This window comes from Rhizobium sp. SSA_523, assembly GCF_030435705.1.
In the GTDB taxonomy this organism is placed as follows: Bacteria; Pseudomonadota; Alphaproteobacteria; order Rhizobiales; family Rhizobiaceae; genus Neorhizobium.
Genome location: NZ_CP129382.1, coordinates 3,401,083 through 3,418,112, shown reverse-complemented (window position 1 = coordinate 3,418,112; position 17,030 = coordinate 3,401,083). Strand labels below are relative to the sequence as shown.

20 protein-coding genes are annotated in these 17,030 nt (G+C 61.6%); 7 read left to right on the top strand and 13 right to left on the bottom strand.

Annotation, left to right across the window (positions count from 1 at the left end; translation table 11 throughout):
* Positions 1-287 precede the first annotated feature (287 nt).
* The 3 genes from QTJ18_RS24505 to QTJ18_RS24495 are packed head-to-tail and all read left to right on the top strand — an operon-like array spanning position 288 to position 3,826.
* On the top strand, positions 288-1,124 hold the full coding sequence (locus QTJ18_RS24505; RefSeq protein WP_252753773.1) for a hypothetical protein: 837 nt from the start codon (positions 288-290) through the stop codon (positions 1,122-1,124).
* A 45-nt stretch (positions 1,125-1,169) separates the two neighbouring features.
* Positions 1,170-2,660, top strand: coding sequence for a hypothetical protein (locus tag QTJ18_RS24500; RefSeq protein ID WP_252753772.1), 1,491 nt, complete (start codon positions 1,170-1,172; stop codon positions 2,658-2,660).
* A gap of 53 nt (positions 2,661-2,713) precedes the next feature.
* On the top strand, positions 2,714-3,826 hold the full coding sequence (locus QTJ18_RS24495) for a DUF707 domain-containing protein (protein ID WP_252753771.1): 1,113 nt from the start codon (positions 2,714-2,716) through the stop codon (positions 3,824-3,826).
* Positions 3,827-4,160: 334 nt separating this feature from the next.
* On the opposite strand, the gene fliP is transcribed toward QTJ18_RS24495, so the two are convergent.
* The 13 genes from fliP to flgF form a co-directional block, all read right to left on the bottom strand.
* Positions 4,161-4,898: a flagellar type III secretion system pore protein FliP gene (fliP, locus tag QTJ18_RS24490; RefSeq protein ID WP_252753770.1), complete on the bottom strand. Its 738-nt coding sequence runs from the start codon at positions 4,896-4,898 to the stop codon at positions 4,161-4,163.
* Entirely contained in the window at positions 4,895-5,410 is a 516-nt protein-coding gene (locus QTJ18_RS24485; RefSeq protein WP_252753769.1) for a flagellar basal body-associated FliL family protein, read from the bottom strand. The genes fliP and QTJ18_RS24485 overlap by 4 nt, the downstream gene beginning before the upstream one ends.
* Positions 5,411-5,542: 132 nt before the next feature.
* On the bottom strand, positions 5,543-6,253 hold the full coding sequence (gene flgH / locus QTJ18_RS24480; RefSeq protein ID WP_252753768.1) for a flagellar basal body L-ring protein FlgH: 711 nt from the start codon (positions 6,251-6,253) through the stop codon (positions 5,543-5,545).
* Positions 6,250-6,810: a MotE family protein gene (locus QTJ18_RS24475; protein WP_252753767.1), complete on the bottom strand. Its 561-nt coding sequence runs from the start codon at positions 6,808-6,810 to the stop codon at positions 6,250-6,252. The genes flgH and QTJ18_RS24475 overlap by 4 nt, the downstream gene beginning before the upstream one ends.
* Complete coding sequence (locus QTJ18_RS24470) at positions 6,807-7,922, bottom strand: flagellar basal body P-ring protein FlgI (RefSeq protein ID WP_252753949.1); 1,116 nt, start codon at positions 7,920-7,922, stop codon at positions 6,807-6,809. The genes QTJ18_RS24475 and QTJ18_RS24470 overlap by 4 nt, the downstream gene beginning before the upstream one ends.
* Positions 7,922-8,404, bottom strand: coding sequence for a flagellar basal body P-ring formation chaperone FlgA (gene flgA, locus QTJ18_RS24465; protein ID WP_489667233.1), 483 nt, complete (start codon positions 8,402-8,404; stop codon positions 7,922-7,924). Before flgA ends, QTJ18_RS24470 begins: the two co-directional genes overlap by 1 nt.
* An 18-nt stretch (positions 8,405-8,422) precedes the next feature.
* Positions 8,423-9,211 carry a flagellar basal-body rod protein FlgG gene (flgG, locus tag QTJ18_RS24460; RefSeq protein ID WP_252753766.1) on the bottom strand — a complete coding sequence of 263 codons (789 nt, stop codon included), beginning with the start codon at positions 9,209-9,211 and terminating at the stop codon, positions 8,423-8,425.
* A gap of 17 nt (positions 9,212-9,228) precedes the next feature.
* The gene (gene fliE, locus QTJ18_RS24455; RefSeq protein ID WP_252753765.1) at positions 9,229-9,570 is read right to left on the bottom strand and encodes a flagellar hook-basal body complex protein FliE; all 342 of its coding nucleotides are present in this window, start codon (positions 9,568-9,570) and stop codon (positions 9,229-9,231) included.
* Positions 9,567-9,986, bottom strand: coding sequence for a flagellar basal body rod protein FlgC (flgC, locus tag QTJ18_RS24450; RefSeq protein ID WP_252753764.1), 420 nt, complete (start codon positions 9,984-9,986; stop codon positions 9,567-9,569). The genes fliE and flgC overlap by 4 nt, the downstream gene beginning before the upstream one ends.
* Positions 9,987-9,989: 3 nt before the next feature.
* Positions 9,990-10,382: a flagellar basal body rod protein FlgB gene (gene flgB / locus QTJ18_RS24445; protein ID WP_252753763.1), complete on the bottom strand. Its 393-nt coding sequence runs from the start codon at positions 10,380-10,382 to the stop codon at positions 9,990-9,992.
* Between the two features lie 51 nt (positions 10,383-10,433).
* Positions 10,434-11,003 (bottom strand): flagellar protein, encoded by a 570-nt coding sequence (locus QTJ18_RS24440; protein WP_489667232.1) that lies wholly within the window; start codon positions 11,001-11,003, stop codon positions 10,434-10,436.
* Positions 11,004-11,016: 13 nt separating this feature from the next.
* A complete protein-coding gene (fliI, locus tag QTJ18_RS24435) occupies positions 11,017-12,402 on the bottom strand; it encodes a flagellar protein export ATPase FliI (protein WP_252753762.1) in 1,386 nt (461 codons plus the stop codon).
* 17 nt (positions 12,403-12,419) lie between these two features.
* Positions 12,420-13,154, bottom strand: a complete 735-nt coding sequence (gene flgF, locus QTJ18_RS24430) for a flagellar basal-body rod protein FlgF (RefSeq protein ID WP_252753761.1) — start codon at positions 13,152-13,154, stop codon at positions 12,420-12,422.
* 258 nt (positions 13,155-13,412) lie between these two features.
* On the opposite strand from flgF, the gene motA reads away from it, so the two are divergent.
* From motA to fliG, 4 genes are all read left to right on the top strand, one after another.
* Complete coding sequence (motA, locus tag QTJ18_RS24425; protein ID WP_252753760.1) at positions 13,413-14,288, top strand: flagellar motor stator protein MotA; 876 nt, start codon at positions 13,413-13,415, stop codon at positions 14,286-14,288.
* Between the two features lie 14 nt (positions 14,289-14,302).
* Positions 14,303-15,235 carry a FliM/FliN family flagellar motor switch protein gene (locus tag QTJ18_RS24420; protein ID WP_489667231.1) on the top strand — a complete coding sequence of 311 codons (933 nt, stop codon included), beginning with the start codon at positions 14,303-14,305 and terminating at the stop codon, positions 15,233-15,235.
* Positions 15,236-15,305: 70 nt separating this feature from the next.
* Positions 15,306-15,860, top strand: coding sequence for a flagellar motor switch protein FliN (gene fliN, locus QTJ18_RS24415; protein WP_252753758.1), 555 nt, complete (start codon positions 15,306-15,308; stop codon positions 15,858-15,860).
* A gap of 27 nt (positions 15,861-15,887) precedes the next feature.
* Entirely contained in the window at positions 15,888-16,940 is a 1,053-nt protein-coding gene (gene fliG / locus QTJ18_RS24410; protein WP_252753757.1) for a flagellar motor switch protein FliG, read from the top strand.
* Positions 16,941-17,030 lie beyond the last annotated feature (90 nt).

The window sequence follows — 17,030 nt, the reverse complement described above, 5'->3', positions numbered from 1 at the left end:
CTCCCTCGCGGCTTGTCTTTCGCCGCATCAAGGGGCGGCATGTCCCATCCGCGAATAAGAGCTTTGCCTTTCGCGAAGCTGTCGCAGTGCCATTCGCAGCCGCTCCAAAGCATGTTTACCCGGCCCTGCTTGAACGTTGCTGCCACAGTCAGCCCGGCGCAAGTTTTCCCTCCTAGATTGACGAAGACTATCGTGATGACATCCGCTGCCTGGCGGATCAATCAGACCATTGGGTGCAGTAGGCTCACGCCCGGTGAGACGATCCTGCGCCGAGCCGGAGGCCATTCGTGAACAGGATTATTCTCGCTCGTTACCTCGAATCCGTCGATTGGATCGTCGATGTTCCGGATGACTTCGAAGTCATCATCTACAACAAGGGTGATGCTATCACCTCGCCGTCGGTCATCCGCAAGGCGGCCCGTATCATCGGCCGGCCGAATGTCGGCCGCGAGTCGGAAACCTACCTCCATCACATGTTGACGGAGGTGAAGGACGACAGCGACTTCACCGTCTATGCGCAGGCCGATCCCTTCACCCATAGCCCGGATTTCCTGGAACTGCTCTCGGTGTGGCGTCACTGGGACGATCTGCAGCCTCTCTCCTGGTGCTGGAAGGAGGATTCGGATGTTCCGCCGAAGCATCTGCTCAACGAATATCGCCAGCGCCTGGACGGGCGGCTGCGGATCCGGCCGGAGCGCTTTTCGCTGCACAGCTGGTCCCCGGTGGAGTTTTACGACAAGGGCGCGGTGCAGACCGGGCTCACCTATCGGGAGCTGCACCCGGATCTTGCCGATGGCGGCAACATGGCCGCGCATTTCCTGCAGCTCGCCGGCCTGCCGGAGATTGCCGAGAAGGCCGAGGCGCATTCGCTCGGCATCTTCTCCTATGGCGCGCTGTTTGCCGCGCGCAACGAACTGATCACGGAATTGCCGGCGGTTGCCGGCCAGCAGCTCTACAGGGCCACCATGGCTCATCCCTGCTACGGCTACGTGCTGGAGCGGATGTGGCTGCACTTCTTCGGCTGCGCCTTCGAACTGCCCCGCTTCCTTCCCGCACTGCAAGAAGCGGTGCACGAGGTTGAAGAGTGGCAAAGACCACAGCTGGTCGCCGCCGGTGGCGGATGACCACTCAATGCCAATGACGCCTAGGCGTACGGAAAGGAAACAGGAATGAAGCCTTTGATGGCAGAACATCTGGACATGGCGGGACGCAAGACCAAGCTCGGCTGGAGCTCGGTTGCCTTCATCGACGATGTGTTCCGGCATGCTTTCTGGCCCGCCAAGGAATTCTTCTATGAATTGCTGGGCGCCCCGCTGACAGCGGTCATGGCAAAGGCGATGCCGCAGAGCGTGCGGCGGCAGATGTGGCAGGCCGGCGTTCTCACGCAAGCCGGCTCCGCTTTGCCCCAGGGTCCCGAAACCCAGTGGCTGCAGGAATATGCGGCGCTGAGCCCGCAAAGCACCAGCCTGCTGTCCGGCTATATCGATCCGACGGCCCTGCATATTTCCTACGAAGCCTCGCCCGGCCTCCTGCAGTTTCTCGACGCGAGCGGCGTCACCTATATCGATTTTCGCCTGTCGCCGGTGCGTTTCCTGCCCGATGTCATCCTGGCCATGCGCAGCAACGCGCCGCAGATCAACCAGGCTCTGTCCCAGATCGGCCTTCCGCGCCACGAAATCGTCAAGGAAGCCACCAAGCTGTCGGCCTCCTTCCGGCATCGCGACCGCTATACGCCGCAGCCGGACATTCCCCGCCATCCCGGCCCGCAACTGGTCGTCGTCGGACAGACCTCCTCCGATGCGAGCATCATCAGCAACGGCCGCTTTTTCCGGCTCGGCGATGCGATGGACACCCTGGCCAAGCAGGCCCAGGGCAAGCATGTGCTGTATCTTCGCCATCCGAGCGCATCCGCCGATCACCAGGATAGCGAACTCGCCTTGCTGCGCACCCTCTATCCGCGGGTGGAGGTCACCAGGAGCAATAGCTACGACCTGTTGTGCTGCGAGCAGCCGCTCGAATTTGTCGGCCTCTCGTCCGGCCTTCTGCAGGAGGCGGCCTTCTTCGGCCGTCCCACCACATCGCTTCTGCCCCCCATATGCCCGCTGGCCTTTCCGGGCGAGCCCGCAACTGCGGACGGCTACTGGCAGATCACCTTCGACACCTTCATGTCGCCCGAATTCTGGCAGCGCCTGCTCGGCGGCGAGGAGGCGCATCCGCGCGAGACGCTGCGCAATATCGTGCCCAATCAATTGCGCGAACTGCACAATGTGTGGTGGGGCTATCCGAGCCATAAGATCAAGCCGAACGACTATACCAAGGCGCTGATCGGCGATCCGAGGAAGGACCTGCAGCGCATCCATGGTGCGGCCCGCTTCATCCTCGACGTCGTTGCCGGTCCGCAGGACCAGGTGGCGGGCGACGAGGTGACCACGCGGGCCTGGCGCTGGCCGAACAACAGCGTCGTGACACTGGAGCCCGACGGCTCCATACGGCGGGACAACCAGACCGCGGGCACCTGGCGCAGGCTTGCCCAGGCAGATTCGCTCTACTTCCTGGTCTGGAACGAGGGCTACTGGATCGACGTGGTCCGCTATGCCGGAAACGGGCACCTCACCTGCCGCAACAATATTGGCGACAGCTTCGTGGTCTACGAAGCCTGAGAGGCCGCTGACGACAGATCCGGCAGTCTCCCTCACTTGAACAGGATGCAAAGATGAACATGTTCGCTTCAGACAATTCGGCACTGACATCCGTCGACTGGGGCACGGCGCCACCGGTGACGCAGGCCGCCCTGGAAGGCTCCTTCTGGCAGCTGTCCAGCCTTGACGCCGGCCCGCTTGCGCCCTTTCTCGTGCTGGCACCGGGCGGTCGCATCGGCAATTTCTTCGATCAGGGCGCCGATTACTGGCACGTTTTCCAGGATCATCTCTGCTTCGTCGATGCCCAGGGCGCTTTGAGCGTGATCTTCAACGCCGCGCAGATGCGTGACGGCACCCTTCTGGGTCTGGCCGGCCGCGGCACGATCAACGGCATTGCCGGCGTCTTCATGCTGAGCTGCACGCAGCATCCGGCGCATCCGGTCAATGCCACGCCGCCCGGCGTCGAGCGCCGCGCACATTTTCTCGTCGAGCCCAGCAAGCCGCTCCGGCCGAACCTCGTAGTGGTTCCGGCCAATGCGCAGACCCTTCATGGTCACTGGCTGGAAAACCTGCCCGACACCAAGCGGACCTGGGATCTTTGCGTCGGCTTCTATGGCGAGGAGCGCCCCTTCCTTCCGGCCCCGGCCGAATATCTCGCGCATCTGCCGCGCAGACGGAAATTCATGCTGCTGGCCGATCTCTTCTACGAGGGAAGCCCGCTCTGGGAGTATGAGCGCATCTGGCTTCCGGATGACGACCTTATGGTGAGCGGCCATGCGATCAACCTGATGTTCCATCAGTCGCGCAAGCACGGCCTCGACCTTTGCCAGCCGGCCATGTCGGATGAGCCCGGCAGCCATCCCAACCATCCGCTGACGGTGCGCCGGACATCCGGCGGGGTGCGTCACGAGCGTTTCGTCGAAATCATGTGCCCGCTCTTTTCCAGGCGCGCCCTGCGGATCTGCATCGGAAGCTTCAAGGATTCGGTGTCCGGCTACGGTCTCGATCACCTCTGGCCGAGCTTTCTGGGCCGCCCGCTGGAGCGCATGGCCATTCTCGACGATATCGGTGTTGTCCACACGCGGCCGATCGGCGCCACCTACAATATCGGCGCGGCGATCGGCGAGCAGCAGGCCCTGTTCGGGGTCTATGGCTACCGCTTCGAGCCCGTGCCCGGCGTCCGCTAGGGCAGGTCCAAGCAAAAGTGCGTCAGCGGTTTTGCGTCCGGACTGCGTCAAAGACAAAGAGATAGAGCATCGGGCGAAAAACTGGAATCCGGTTTTTCGTAGACCCGATGCGACAAAGAAAACTCTGCAGCGTCGGGCTGTTTCGAATGACTTGCCTGACCCTGTAGACAAGCATCCCACCGGCCGCGCCGGTCAATCCGCGCTGATGCGATTGCAAGACGGCCGGGGCCTTGAACCCCGGCCGTCATTTTAGTTTGCGCGAGCCTGCACAGGCGGGCACGCCTCGACGCTCACGGACGATGAGACAAAGCCGCAGCCCGGCAAAAGGCATGGATCAGTTGAAGGACCTGACGAGGCTTCCGACAAGCAGGTTCCACCCGTCGATCAGCACGAAGAAGAGGATCTTGAAGGGAAGTGAAATCGAGGTCGGCGGCAGCATCATCATGCCCATGGCCATGGTGATCGCCGCAACGATCATGTCGATGACGAGGAAAGGCAGGACGATCAGGAAGCCGATTTCGAAGCCGCGGCGGATTTCCGACAGCATGAAGGCCGGGATCAGCACGCGGTAATCGACCGCTTCGGGCGTGCCCACCGACTGGCCGCGCTCCTCGGCGATTTCAACGAAGAGCGTCAGGTCCTTGTCCCGCGTATTGGCCGCCATGAAGGTGCGGAACGGTTCGGCGATCCGCTGCACCGCCTGCGCCTCGTCGATCTCGTTGCGCAGCAGCGGCTGCACTCCGTCGTTCCAGGCGCGATCGAAGGTCGGCGACATGACATAGAAGGTCATGAACAGCGCCATGGAGATCAGCACCAGGTTGGACGGGGCGGTCGCAAGGCCCATGCCCGTGCGCAGAATGGAGAAGGCGATGATGAAGCGCGGAAAGCTCGTGACCATCACCAGAATGCCCGGCGCGATCGACAGGACGGTGAGCAGGCCGAAGGTGCGGATGATCCATGCTGCCGCCGAGCCGTCGACGGGCAGGTTCAGCAGATCTGCCGGCGATTGCTGAGCAAGGGCGGAACCCGGAACCATCGCGAGGATGGCAAGCAGCGAAACAAGTCGAATCATTCGATCACGAAGGTTCTGAACATCACCTTCGATACTTTGCCTTGCGAACGCAGGTCAACACGTTCCTGAATGTCGTCCTTAAGATATTGAAAGCCGCGCGGCCCTTCGATCTGCTGCAGCGAGACCGTCCGCATATAGGCCAGTATATCCTGATGGATATCCTCCGCCAGAGGCAGTTCCGGCTTGCCGTTGAAGGCCAGAGCGACTTCCAGCCGGATCCAGTTGTCGGAGGGATAGGCAAGATTGGTGGTGATGGGTTCCAGCTGGATGACCCCATTGGCTTCGGTCGCAATATGCGGGAGGCCCTCTTCCTTCTTGCCGCCATGCGCATCTGCGGCCGGCTCGGGTGCCTTGGCCTGCGTATCCACAGGCGGCTTGGGCGCGATCATGCCGCCCAGAACCCAGCCGCCGCCCGCGCCGATCAGGGTCACCACGGCGACGCCGGCGATGGTCATGACGAGACCACCCTTCTTCTTCGCCTCTGGCGCACCTTCTGCCGCTTGTTCCGCCATGTCTTGCCTCTTGCTGTGTCAGCCTGCCGTCAGAGCATTTTCGGTGAAAACGAGATCGCGCAAAATGCGCTATCTTTTTGTTTTTACGCAGTCCGGACGTAAAACCGCCAACGCACTTTTACTGGACATGCTCTAGAACGGCGAGAACAGATCGACGACCTGCTGCCCGACGGGCGGCTGCTGCACTTCCATCAGACGGCCGCGGCCACCATAGGAGATGCGGGCCTCGGCGATCCGGTCATAGGAGATGACGTTCTTGGCATCGACATCCTGCGGCCGCACGATACCGGCGACGTTGAGGATGCGGATTTCGTGGTTGACGCGCACTTCCTGCGAGCCGCTGATCAGCAGATTGCCGTTTTCCAGCACGCCGGTGACCACGGCGGCGACCAGGAGGTTCAGCTTTTCGGACCGCTTCGTCGATCCCTTGCCCTTGGTGGAGGTGTCGGAATCGGTGCCGAGATCGCCATTGGTGGAGGGATCCCAGCCGAGAATGCTGGCGCCGACCTTCCACTTCAGGCCGGTGGCGTTCTTGCGGCTGCGATCGGTCTCGTTGTCGAAGTCAGCCTTGTCGTTGATCTGAATATCGACCGTCAGGATGTCGCCGACATTGAGCGCCCGCGCATCCTTGAACAAGGCCGCCTGGCTGTCGCTCCAGAGGGAATAGCCATTGGCCATGTGGCGCGGCTGCTTGGGATAAAGACCCATCTGCTGCGTCTGGGCATATTGGAGGCCGCTGCCGATCGGGCTCATGGCCGGGGCATTGCCGATCTCCTTCACGGTCTGGCTTTGGCAGCCTGCCAGCACGAGCACGGACAGGAGGGCGTATGAACGCTTCGTCATGAACGATCCTTAGACGTCTTGGGGTCTGCCGCACTGGCAATGATCATCGAGATGAGGCCGGCCTTCTGCGGATCCATTTCGCTGAGAATGAGCGCCGACTGATTGGCGGGAAGCTTCATGATCACGGCCGCCGCCAGCTCCGGCTTGATCTGTTCCAGCTGCGGGGCCGCAGCGTCGGCCTTCATTTTCTTGTAGATGTCGACGAGGCCGGCTTCGGCCTTGACGAGGAAGTCGTCGCGGCGCTTCAGCCATTCCTCATACTCTGCCTTGCGCGTCTCCAGCAGCGCAATGCGCTCATTGACGTCCGACTGCAGCTTTTCAAGCTCCTGCTTCTGCATCAGGTAGCGCTGGTCGCGCGCCGGCTCGGCAATATTGGTGCAGAACTTCTCGATGTCCTCGGCCGTGTTCGACGGCAGGTTGGGATTGCCCTGCTGGGCATTGACCTGCGGCACCAGGACGAGAAGCGCGGCCAGCGCCGCAAGTTTCGGCAGAAGGGCCGTCGCCGGCATTTTCGGCAGCGACATTACCGTCATGGACCGTGCGATGATCTTCATCATTGGATGACAAGCTCCGCTTGCAGCGCGCCGGCGGACTTGATGCCCTGCAGGATCGCGATGATGCCGTCCGGCTTGACGCCGATGCTGTTGAGACCGGCCACCAGCGTGCGCAGATCCGGACCGTTCAGGATGGCGACATTGCTGCCCGCCTTTACAACGCTGATATCGGTCTGCGGCTGGACTGCGGTCACGCCGTCGGAAAAGGGTTCGGGCTGAATGATCTGCGGCGTTTCATTGACCTGGACGGTGAGCGTGCCGTAGCTGACTGCGACGCGCGAGACCTTCACATCCGCACCGATGACGACGGTGCCCGTCCGCTCGTTGACGACGACCTTGGCCGGCGTGTCGGTCTCGACCGTCAGATTTTCGATCTCGGCCATCAGCCGGGTCAGGTCGGCAGCTTTCGGCTTTTGCACCACGACTTCCTGGGAATCGCGCGCCTCGGCGATCGGTCCGCCATAGCGCTGGCCGGCGAAGCGGTTGACAACGTCGGAAATCCGCACCGCGGTGGAGAAATCGGGATTGCGCAATTGCAGGACCAGGTTCACGGCATCCTTGAACTTGGACGGCAGTTCGCGCTCGATGATCGCGCCATTCGGCACCCGGCCGGCAGTGGTCACGCCTTCCGTCACCGATGCCGCCTGCCCCTGGGCACTGAAACCGGAGACGACGATCGAGCCCTGGGCGACGGCATAGATCTGGCCGTCGGCGCCCGAGAGCGAGGTCATGACCAGCGTTCCGCCGCGCAGCGAGGTCGAATCGCCGAGCGAGCTGACGGTAATGTCCATCCGGCTTCCCGGGCTGGCAAAGGGCGGCAGATTAGCCGTTACCATGACGGCGGCGACATTCTTCGCGCTCGATTGCCCGCCTTGCGTGGAAATGCCCAGATTCTGAAGCATTGCGCGCATGGACTGTTCCGTGAAGGGCGAGGAGCGCAGGCTATCGCCCGTTCCCTGCAGGCCGACGACGAGACCATAGCCGATGAGCTGGTTGTCACGCCCCGCCTGGAGCGAGGCGATATCCTTGATCCGCGAGGTATCGGCCAGGCTCTGGCCGGAAAAACACGACACCGCCAGGAGGATCAAGCCTGCTGCCGTCCAAACTCGGTTCATCATTTTGCCATCACCTGTACCGTTCCGTCGCGCATCACGGTTCCGGAGACGATCACGCCCGAATCGATGTTGCGCACCCGGATCACGTCACCCATGGCGGCGTTTTCCAGCGGGGTGCCGGAGGCCGAGATCACCATATTGCCGATTGCGAAGGTCAGCCGCACAGGCGCGCCGCGCTTGACGAGGAAGGGCGCCCGCAGGGTCGCCACCTGGATTGTCCGGCCGGGCAGAAGCGTGCGGGTGCTGACCATGCCCTCCACCTCGCCCAGAGCGGTGGCATAGCCTGCGGCCAGTTTGGGATTGGTGACCTCCACCTCTTCGAGCTGCGTGGCGGAGATTTCCTGCCCCGGGTAGATGATCTGCTTGGGGACGACGGCCACGCCCATTTCGGCGTCGGCACTGCCTGTCCAGGCGAGAAACGCCAATGGCGCGAGCGCAATCGAAGCCCTGCCCCGGTTTTTGCTCATCCGGCCAAACATCATGTCTGCCCCCTTTTCGGTTTACTTCAGGTTCTTGCTGACGATGGACGCCATTTCATCGGCCGTGGTGATCACCTTGGAATTCATCTCGTAGGCGCGCTGGGCGGAGATGAGGTTGGTGATTTCCTTGACGGCATCGACGTTGGACGATTCGAGATAGCCCTGCTTCAGGTAGCCGAAGCCGGGATCCTCCGGGGCAGCCACGATGGCTTCGCCCGAGGCCGCGGTCTGCTGGAAGAGGTTGTCGCCGAGCGGCTTAAGACCTGCCTCATTGACGAAATTGGCCATTGTCAGCTGGCCGACATCCTGGAACTGGGTATTGGTGCCGATGCGCACCGTGACCTGGCCCGTGCGGCTGATGACGGTTTCCGTCACATCGGCGGGAAAGGTGATGTTCGGCACGACGGCGTAGCCGTCTATGGTCACGAGCTGGCCTTCGGCATTGGTGTTGAAGGCGCCGGCGCGGGTGTAGAGCGTCGTGCCGTCCGGCGCCTGCACCTGGAACCAGCCGCGGCCGACCACGGCGACGTCCAGCTTGTTGCCGGTTTCGGCCAGTTCGCCCTGGGTATGGATGTTGCGCACGGCAGCCGTCTGCACACCGAGGCCGATATTGGCGCCTTCCGGCACGATGGCCTGGTTGGCGCGGTTGGGAACGCCCTGTGCCCGCTCGGTCTGGTACAGGAGATCCGCGAATTCCGCCCGCGCCCGCTTGTAGCCGGTGGTGTTGATATTGGCGATGTTGTTGGCGATGACCTCGAGATTGGTCTGCTGGGCATCCATGCCCGTCGCTGCGACTGAAAGCGCTCTCATCTGTTCGTCCTCAACCGTTACATCTGCATTTTCGTGATATCGAGATAGGCATTGACGATCTTGTCGCGGAAGGCGATCGCCGTCTGGAGCGACTGCTCCGCCTGCAGGACCGAATCAACGACTTCGCGCATGTTTGCCTTGCCCTCGATGGCATCGAAGGACTTGGACTCCGCCGCCTTCACATTCTGGACGGCATCGGCTGCCATGCCGCCGAGGACGCTGGCAAAGGACATTGCCGGGCTTTGCATGGCGGCGGCGGCAGCACCGGCACCCAGACTGGCCAAGCCGTCTTCAGACGCGATCTTGCCAAGCCCGCGGGTAAGCGACAGGGAGCTGACGTTCTGGACATTATCGATCATTGTGAAGCTTTCAGGAGGTCGAGGGTCGCAGAGATCAGTTCGCGAGTCTGCTTGATGGTTTGAATATTCGCTTCGTAATTGCGATTGGCTTCCCGCAGATCGGCCATTTCGATCAGCATGTTGACGTTCGGCATCTTGACCATGCCGCGGTCATCGGCTGCGGGATTGCCGGGATCGTATTCCTCGACGAATTTCGATTTGTCCTCGCCGAGCTTCTTGACCCCCACCAGGTCGGCACCGCTGGCCTTGTCCAGTTCGGCTCCGAAGGTGATCGTCTTGCGGCGATAGGGGTCGGCGCCCGGCGTGTCGCCCGTCGATCGGGCATTGGCGATGTTTTCGGAAACGATGCGCAGGCGCGTTGCCTGTGCCTCCATTCCCGAGCCTGCAATTTTCAAGGAGGACGAAAGCGGATCCATGGCTTATCTCTTCACTGTCATCAGCATCATGCGATGGAAGGATTTGACGAGACTTGTGCTCAGATCATACTGACGCTTGATCTCGCCGGTCTTTCTCAGCTCTTGCGAGAGCGAGACCGAGTTGCCGGATTCCTGCACACCGATCTCGTTGTTGAGCTCTTCCTCCTCGATGGAGACGTCCAGCCGGCTGTCGATCGAATTTCCCGACAAGTGCCCGGCATTGGTGCGCGCCATGGTGAAGCCGGAGGACTTCAGCACGGCATCGAAGGGGGTGATGTCTTTCGCCTTGAAACCCGGCGTACTGGCATTGGCGATGTTGCCGGCAACGACCTGCTGGCGCACCGACAGCCATTCGGCCTGTCGCGACGCAAGGTCAAAGAGTTGGATCGGTTGCATAGGCTTCTCCATGTTCTGAAAAGAGCCTAGGCTGGTAATCTTGCGTCAGACTTACCGGCTCTGCGCTGCCTCATCACGGTATATTTCACCGGTCGACGTGACGATCACCCAGCGCCCGTCGCGCTGCTCGATCGTGGCCAGACGGCTGTTGTCGGGAAGGATCGAACCGACGCGCACCATGTACATTCCCGAGCGGTCCTCGATGAGGGCTCGGCCATTGGCGACATGCATCAGGCGAAACGTGTTCTTGCCCGGAAAGGGCTGCGCCAGCGCCGCGGGATCTTCCTTCTCCTTGCCGATGGAGGAGACGGTCGCCGTGGTCAGATTGTCGACCGGATCGGGAGCCGGGCCGGGCGTGTGCTTGTCGTCATTGTCGATCAGCGCAAGGGGCGATACGCTCATGACGCTCCTCGGCGGACCTTCCGGCAGGTCGCGGGTATTGTCCATCGGCACGACGCTGATGCCGAATTTGTCCTGGTTGAAGAAGACGTACCAGGGGAAGAAAGCCGATGCGCCGGCCAGCAGAATCCCGGTCGCGGCCATCAGCCGGTCCGTCGGCGTCCCGCGACGCAGCCAGATCCGCTTTCCGCGCTTCTCCGTGTCGTTCATGTCGAGCGCCATTGCGCCACCCTCTCTATCTGAAATTGCCGGAGCCCTGAGCCGCGACAGCGGCCCGCAGCGCGTTTGCAAGATCGCCATAGGCATCATCGGACGGAGGATCACCCGGTGTCTGCTTCAGCACCTCGTAGATGACCGGCACCTGCTTGATGGCCATGTCGAGATCCGGATCGCTGCCGCTGCGATAGCCGCCGATCAGGCGCAGATCGCGGGTTTCCTCGAAGCGGTGGATCAAGGATTTGAGACGTGCCACGAGCTTTTCCTGATCGCCCGTCCAGGCCTTGCGCGCGAGACGCGAAATGGAGGCGAGAGGATTGATCGGCGGGTAGCGCCCCTCTTCCGCCAGGCTGCGCTCGAGAACGATATGACCGTCGAGGATACCGCGGGCGGAATCGGCGATCGGGTCGTTGTGATTGTCGCCATCGACGAGAATGGAGATGATGGCGGTGATGGTGCCGGTGCCTTCAGGACCGGGCCCGGCCCGCTCCAGGAGCCGCGGAAGCTCGGTAAACACCGATGCCGGATAGCCGCGGGCGATCGGCGGCTCGCCGGAGGCCACCGCCACTTCGCGAATGGCATGGGCAAAGCGCGTCACGCTGTCGGCGATGAACAGGACATTCTCGCCCTTGTCGCGGAAATGTTCGGCAATGGTGATGCCGACCAGCGGCGCCATCTTGCGCAGCATCGGGCTCTCATCGCTGGTTGCCACAACGACGATGGATTTCTCCAGATTGTCGCCAAGCGTATCCTCGATGAATTCGCGCACTTCGCGACCGCGTTCGCCGACCAGCGATATGACGACCCTGTCGAAGGCTTCGGCGCGCGCCAGCATCGACAGGAGCGTGGATTTGCCGACGCCCGATCCGGCGAAGATGCCAAGACGCTGCCCCAGGCAGAGCGGCGAGAAGATGTCGATGGCCCGCACGCCGGTGGCAAAGCCATGCTCGATCCGCTGGCGGGTCATGGAAGGCGGTGCCGTATTGGCGATGGAGCGCTTGGCAAGGCCGTTGCGCAGAGGGCCCTTCCCGTCGATCGGCTCGCAGAGGGAGCTGATCGTGCGGCCGCACCAGCTGTCATCCGGAGCAACCCGGAAGGCGCCCTTGCGGATCACCGTGTCGCCGATTCCGATCGGCTCGCCGGGTTCGATCGGGCAGACATAGATCAGGTCGGGCTCGACGCGGACCACTTCCCCGAGATGAATGCCGGTCGGGCTGCGATGAGCCACGAATTCGCCGAGCCGCACATGGCGCGACAGGCCGGATACCGTGTAATGGCCTGCAGCGATGGTGCGGACATGGCCGCCGGGTGCGATGGCATTCTCCGGCTGCATGAAGCGCTGAACAAGGTCAGCCATCTGCACCAGCTTGGTCCTGCCCGGGCCGTCAGCCTTGATCGTTTCCATGGTTCATCCCCGCGGCGTCAGCGTGAGCCACCGAGCACTTTGATCGCCTCGCTGAACGAGCTTTCGGTGTCGCGCATCAAGGAGGAGATGGCCGCGAAATTGCGGTTCACCTGGATCAGCTCGGTCATTTCGCCGATGGCATTGACGTTGGATTCTTCCAGATAGCCCTGCGCCACGCTGACATTGAACGTGTCCACGACCGGCTGCGGCGCAGCGGTCGGAATGATGCCGCCGTTTTCGTAGCGCAGGTAGCCCTGCGACACATCCGCCGAAAACAGGCCAAGCGTTGCGACGACATTGCCGTCCTGCGTGATGCGCCCGTCGGCGCTGATCTTCGGCGGTCCGCCGGCCCGGTTCAGCTGGATCGGCGCGCCGCCGGCATCGAGAACGGGATAGCCCATATTGGAGATCAGTTCGCCCGTCTCGCGCATGGTGAAACGGCCGTCGCGCGTCAGGACCTGACCCGCCGGCGTATCGATGGCAAACCAGGCATCGCCCTTGACGGCGACATCCAGCGGATTGCCCGTCTGCGTCAGGCCGCCACTGCGGGTGGAAAGATAATCATTGCCCTGGCTGACAAAGGCCACTTTGGCATTCAGATCGTTGTGCGTCTTGCTCAACACTTCGTCGAATTTCACCTCGGTCGAACGGAAGCCGACCGTGTTCATGTTCGCAATGTTATCGGCAATGGTGTTGAGGCGCCGCTCAAGAGCCATTTGCGACGAGATGCCGACGTACAATCCAGACTGCATGAAATAAAGCTCCGTCTCGAACTCTCTTGGCAGCCGGGCAGTAACCGGACCCAGGCTGCAGGATGGAGGGATGCGGATGGTGAAGCGATCCGTCCTCCCGGTGATAAGCAGAGAGACTTGTGCGAGGCTGTCTCACACCAGAGGGCGGCTGTCTCGCGCCGGAAAGCCTGGAAGCGACCGGCAACCCAGCCTCACGCAAGCCAGTGCCGGTATCAGCAGGATGGGATACAACCAGTTCAGGCACGGTACAGGCACGCGATGACCATTATTATCGGATTTGTGATCACTCTCGGCTGCGTTCTTGGTGGCTACATGGCGATGGGCGGGCACCTGGACGTGCTTGTCCAGCCCTTCGAGCTGATGATCATCGGCGGGGCGGGCCTTGGCGGCTTCATCATGGCGAACCCGATGAAGGTGGTGAAGGATTCCGGGAAGGCTCTCGGCGAGGCATTCAAATATGCCGTGCCGAAGGAGCGCAATTACCTCGACGTCCTTGGCGTTCTTTATTCTCTTATGCGCGACCTTCGCACGAAGTCGCGCAACGAGATCGAGGCGCATATCGACAATCCGGAAGAATCGGCGATCTTCCAGTCGGCGCCGACCATCCTGAAGAACAAGGAACTCACCTCGTTCATCTGCGACTATGTTCGTCTCATCATCATCGGCAATGCCCGTAGCCACGAGATCGAGGCCTTGATGGACGAGGAGATCGAGACGATCCTGCACGACAAGATGAAGCCCTACAACGCGCTGGCGACCATGGGCGACGCCTTCCCCGCCATCGGCATCGTCGCGGCCGTTCTCGGCGTCATCAAGGCCATGGGCAAGATCAATGAATCGCCGGAGGTTCTCGGTGGCCTGATCGGCGCCGCACTGGTCGGCACCATGCTCGGCATCTTCCTGTCCTACTGCCTCGTCTCGCCACTCTGCTCGCAGATCAAGATCGTGCGCGGCAAGCAGCATCGCCTGTACATTGTCGTGAAGCAGACGCTGATCGCCTATATGAATGGTTCCGTGCCGCAGGTCGCTCTTGAATATGGCCGCAAGACGATTTCCAGCTACGAACGCCCCTCGATCGATTCGGTGGAACAGGAAATGATGAATCCCGGCGGCGGCGGCGAAAAGGCGGCTTGAGCAGGATGACGGATATGAATGACACGCACAGCATGGATCTGGCACTCCTGGCGAAGCTGACCGGCGGCCTTGGCGACTACAAGACCGTCGAGAAGATCTGCAGCGACTTCGGCCAGCTCTATTGCGAGTTCCTGCCGGACGTCTTCCAGAGCGAGACGGGTTTCCCGATCTCCGTCACCTATAACGGCTTCCAGTCCGGCCTGATGGAAGATCTGCTGCGCGAACTTGGCCAGACCTTTGCCTTTTCCAACGGTTCCCTGCGGAACTGGTCGCCCAACTTCGTTCTCGGTTGCGGCAATGGCTTCGTCATCGGCCTGATGGAGCGCATGCTCGGCGCGGAAGCGGATATGGTGCAGCAGCCGCCGGAGCGTGCCCTTTCCGATATCGAGCTCGACCTGGCCGTGATGGTTTTCGAGCGCGTGGCGAATGTGCTGCGATCGGGTGTGAACGCGCAAGGTGGTTTTGAGCCGCTGCTTGAAAGGCCGCACAATGCCAAGGACCGGGCAAAGCCGGACGATGATGTCCAGCCGGAATTCGGCGCCGCCATCCGCATGGCAATCGAAATCGGCAAGGTGACGTCGGAAATCGCCCTCGTCATTCCGCAGAAGGCCTTGTTGAAGACCAGGGTGGTGACGCCGAAATCGAAGGGCCAGCTGGGCAAGCAGAAGCAGGAATGGGCGCAGCGCATTGCCGAACAGGTTCGGCGCTCGCAAGTGACGCTGGAGGCGCGAATCAGGCTGGAAAGCCTGACCCTCAACGCCGTGTCGCGCCTGATGGCGGGCGATGTCATCGCGTTCGAGGACAAGGCCGATGTGCGCGTTCAGGTCAGCGCCAACAGCAAGGATATGTACAGCTGCGAATTTGGCCGCTCGGGAGAGCGCTATACCGTCCGGGTGAAGGACAATATCAGCAGCGAGGACGAACTGATGCGTCACCTGATGGGGTGACGGATGCCAATTTACAGCCGTGCCGGATCATGGGCAGGCTGACGCAAGTTTCGAAAGGGATAATACGTCCATGGCAACCAACAAGAGCCCACTCGACGAAGACGATATTTTTCCGGCGACTGCCAATGATGGCGAGCTGGACCAGGCTATCGACGATCTGCGGGGCGTCCTGAAGGCTGATTCAGAGGGGACCGCACCGGATTTCGGCGCCGAATTCGGCGCTGGCGCAGAAACGGCCGCATCATTCGGCGGCGAGTTCGGCGGTGAATTCGCCGGATCGCCGATGGGCGAGGATTTCGGCGGCAATGATTTCGGCACGACGGGCTTCGGCGGCTCTTCTGCCGCCATGCAGGAGCCGGGAAGTGCCCTGACGTCCAATCTCGACCTGATCATGGATATTCCGATCACCGTCGAGATCGTGCTGGGAACGAGCAAGATGCAGGTCTCTGGCCTGATGGAACTACAGGAAGGCGCCATCATCGCGCTGGACAAGAGAATTGGCGAACCGGTGGAGATCACCGTCAACGGCCGCCGGATTGCCAAGGGCGAAATCACCGTCCTGGAGAATGACGATACCCGCTTCGGCGTGAAGCTGACGGAAGTTTTGAGCACCAAGAAAATCTGATCCCATGAGGGACAGTGAGGGAAGACCATGATGGACTTTGACGATTTCGGAGGCGCAGTATCGACGAAACCGTTGTCCCAAGCTGAAAAGGCTGCGGCAGTGCTCCTTGCCATGGGCAAGGGGGTTGCGGGCAAGTTGTTGAAGTATTTCACGCAGACGGAACTTCAGACAATCATTGCCTCAGCACAGACTTTGCGGGAAATCCCTCCGGACGAGCTGCTGCAGCTGGTCAACGAATTCGAGGACCTCTTCACCGAGGGCGCTGGCCTGATGGACAATGCCCGCGCCATCGAGAGCATTTTGGAAGAGGGACTGACACCGGAAGAAGTCGACGGCCTTCTCGGCCGCCGCACCGCCTTCCAGGCTTACGAGACCTCCATCTGGGATCGCCTGCAGGATGCCGACCCGATCTTCGTCGGCCAGTTCCTCCAGCGCGAGCATCCTCAGACGATCGCCTATATCCTGTCCATGCTGCCTTCCTCCTTCGGCGCCAAGCTGCTTCTGCAGCTGCCCGACGGCCAGCGCGCCGACATCATGAACCGTACGGTCAACATGAAGGATGTCAGCCCCAAGGCGGCGCAGATCATCGAAAACCGCGTCATCGAACTGATCGAGATGATCGAGGCGGAGCGCAATTCGAACGGCTCCAACAAGGTTGCCGAGTTGATGAACGAGCTGGACAAGCCGCAGGTCGACACCTTGCTGACCTCGCTCGAGACGATCAGCAAGGAATCGGTCAAGAAGGTCCGTCCGAAGATCTTCCTGTTCGAAGACCTGCTGGCCATGCCGCAGCGCAGCCGCGTCATGCTGCTCAACGATATTGCCGGCGACATCCTGACGATGGCGCTGCGCGGCGCCACGCCCGAGATCAAGGAATGTGTTCTCTCCTGCATCAGCCCGCGTCAGCGCCGCATGATCGAAGCGGATCTGGGCGGCGGCAACGGCGTCACCAATCCGCGCGAAATCGCCATTGCCCGCCGTGCGGTGGCGCAGGAAGCGATCCGGCTGTCCAATGCCGGCCAGATACAGCTGAAGGAAGTCTCGACCGAATCAGGAGAAACCTCTACGGAAGCAGCATGAGGATGGACGGCGCGATCGCCGTCCGCCCTTGCAGGAAGCCATGACGGCTTCGTGAGAGCGCTTTGGGCGTGATTGGAGCGGAAACCGCGC

Coding starts and splice junctions, on each gene's coding strand:
- QTJ18_RS24475 (WP_252753767.1), bottom strand. CDS start 6,810: ATGATGAAGATCATCGCACGGTCCATGACGGTAATGTCGCTGCCGAAA.
- fliN (WP_252753758.1), top strand. CDS start 15,306: ATGGCAACCAACAAGAGCCCACTCGACGAAGACGATATTTTTCCGGCG.
- fliP (WP_252753770.1), bottom strand. CDS start 4,898: ATGATTCGACTTGTTTCGCTGCTTGCCATCCTCGCGATGGTTCCGGGT.
- fliI (WP_252753762.1), bottom strand. CDS start 12,402: ATGGAAACGATCAAGGCTGACGGCCCGGGCAGGACCAAGCTGGTGCAG.
- motA (WP_252753760.1), top strand. CDS start 13,413: ATGACCATTATTATCGGATTTGTGATCACTCTCGGCTGCGTTCTTGGT.
- flgH (WP_252753768.1), bottom strand. CDS start 6,253: ATGACGAAGCGTTCATACGCCCTCCTGTCCGTGCTCGTGCTGGCAGGC.
- fliE (WP_252753765.1), bottom strand. CDS start 9,570: ATGATCGATAATGTCCAGAACGTCAGCTCCCTGTCGCTTACCCGCGGG.
- flgF (WP_252753761.1), bottom strand. CDS start 13,154: ATGCAGTCTGGATTGTACGTCGGCATCTCGTCGCAAATGGCTCTTGAG.
- flgC (WP_252753764.1), bottom strand. CDS start 9,986: ATGGATCCGCTTTCGTCCTCCTTGAAAATTGCAGGCTCGGGAATGGAG.
- QTJ18_RS24420 (WP_489667231.1), top strand. CDS start 14,303: ATGAATGACACGCACAGCATGGATCTGGCACTCCTGGCGAAGCTGACC.
- QTJ18_RS24495 (WP_252753771.1), top strand. CDS start 2,714: ATGAACATGTTCGCTTCAGACAATTCGGCACTGACATCCGTCGACTGG.
- flgB (WP_252753763.1), bottom strand. CDS start 10,382: ATGCAACCGATCCAACTCTTTGACCTTGCGTCGCGACAGGCCGAATGG.
- flgG (WP_252753766.1), bottom strand. CDS start 9,211: ATGAGAGCGCTTTCAGTCGCAGCGACGGGCATGGATGCCCAGCAGACC.
- QTJ18_RS24440 (WP_489667232.1), bottom strand. CDS start 11,003: ATGGCGCTCGACATGAACGACACGGAGAAGCGCGGAAAGCGGATCTGG.
- fliG (WP_252753757.1), top strand. CDS start 15,888: ATGATGGACTTTGACGATTTCGGAGGCGCAGTATCGACGAAACCGTTG.
- QTJ18_RS24485 (WP_252753769.1), bottom strand. CDS start 5,410: ATGGCGGAACAAGCGGCAGAAGGTGCGCCAGAGGCGAAGAAGAAGGGT.
- QTJ18_RS24470 (WP_252753949.1), bottom strand. CDS start 7,922: ATGAACCGAGTTTGGACGGCAGCAGGCTTGATCCTCCTGGCGGTGTCG.
- QTJ18_RS24500 (WP_252753772.1), top strand. CDS start 1,170: ATGAAGCCTTTGATGGCAGAACATCTGGACATGGCGGGACGCAAGACC.
- flgA (WP_489667233.1), bottom strand. CDS start 8,404: ATGATGTTTGGCCGGATGAGCAAAAACCGGGGCAGGGCTTCGATTGCG.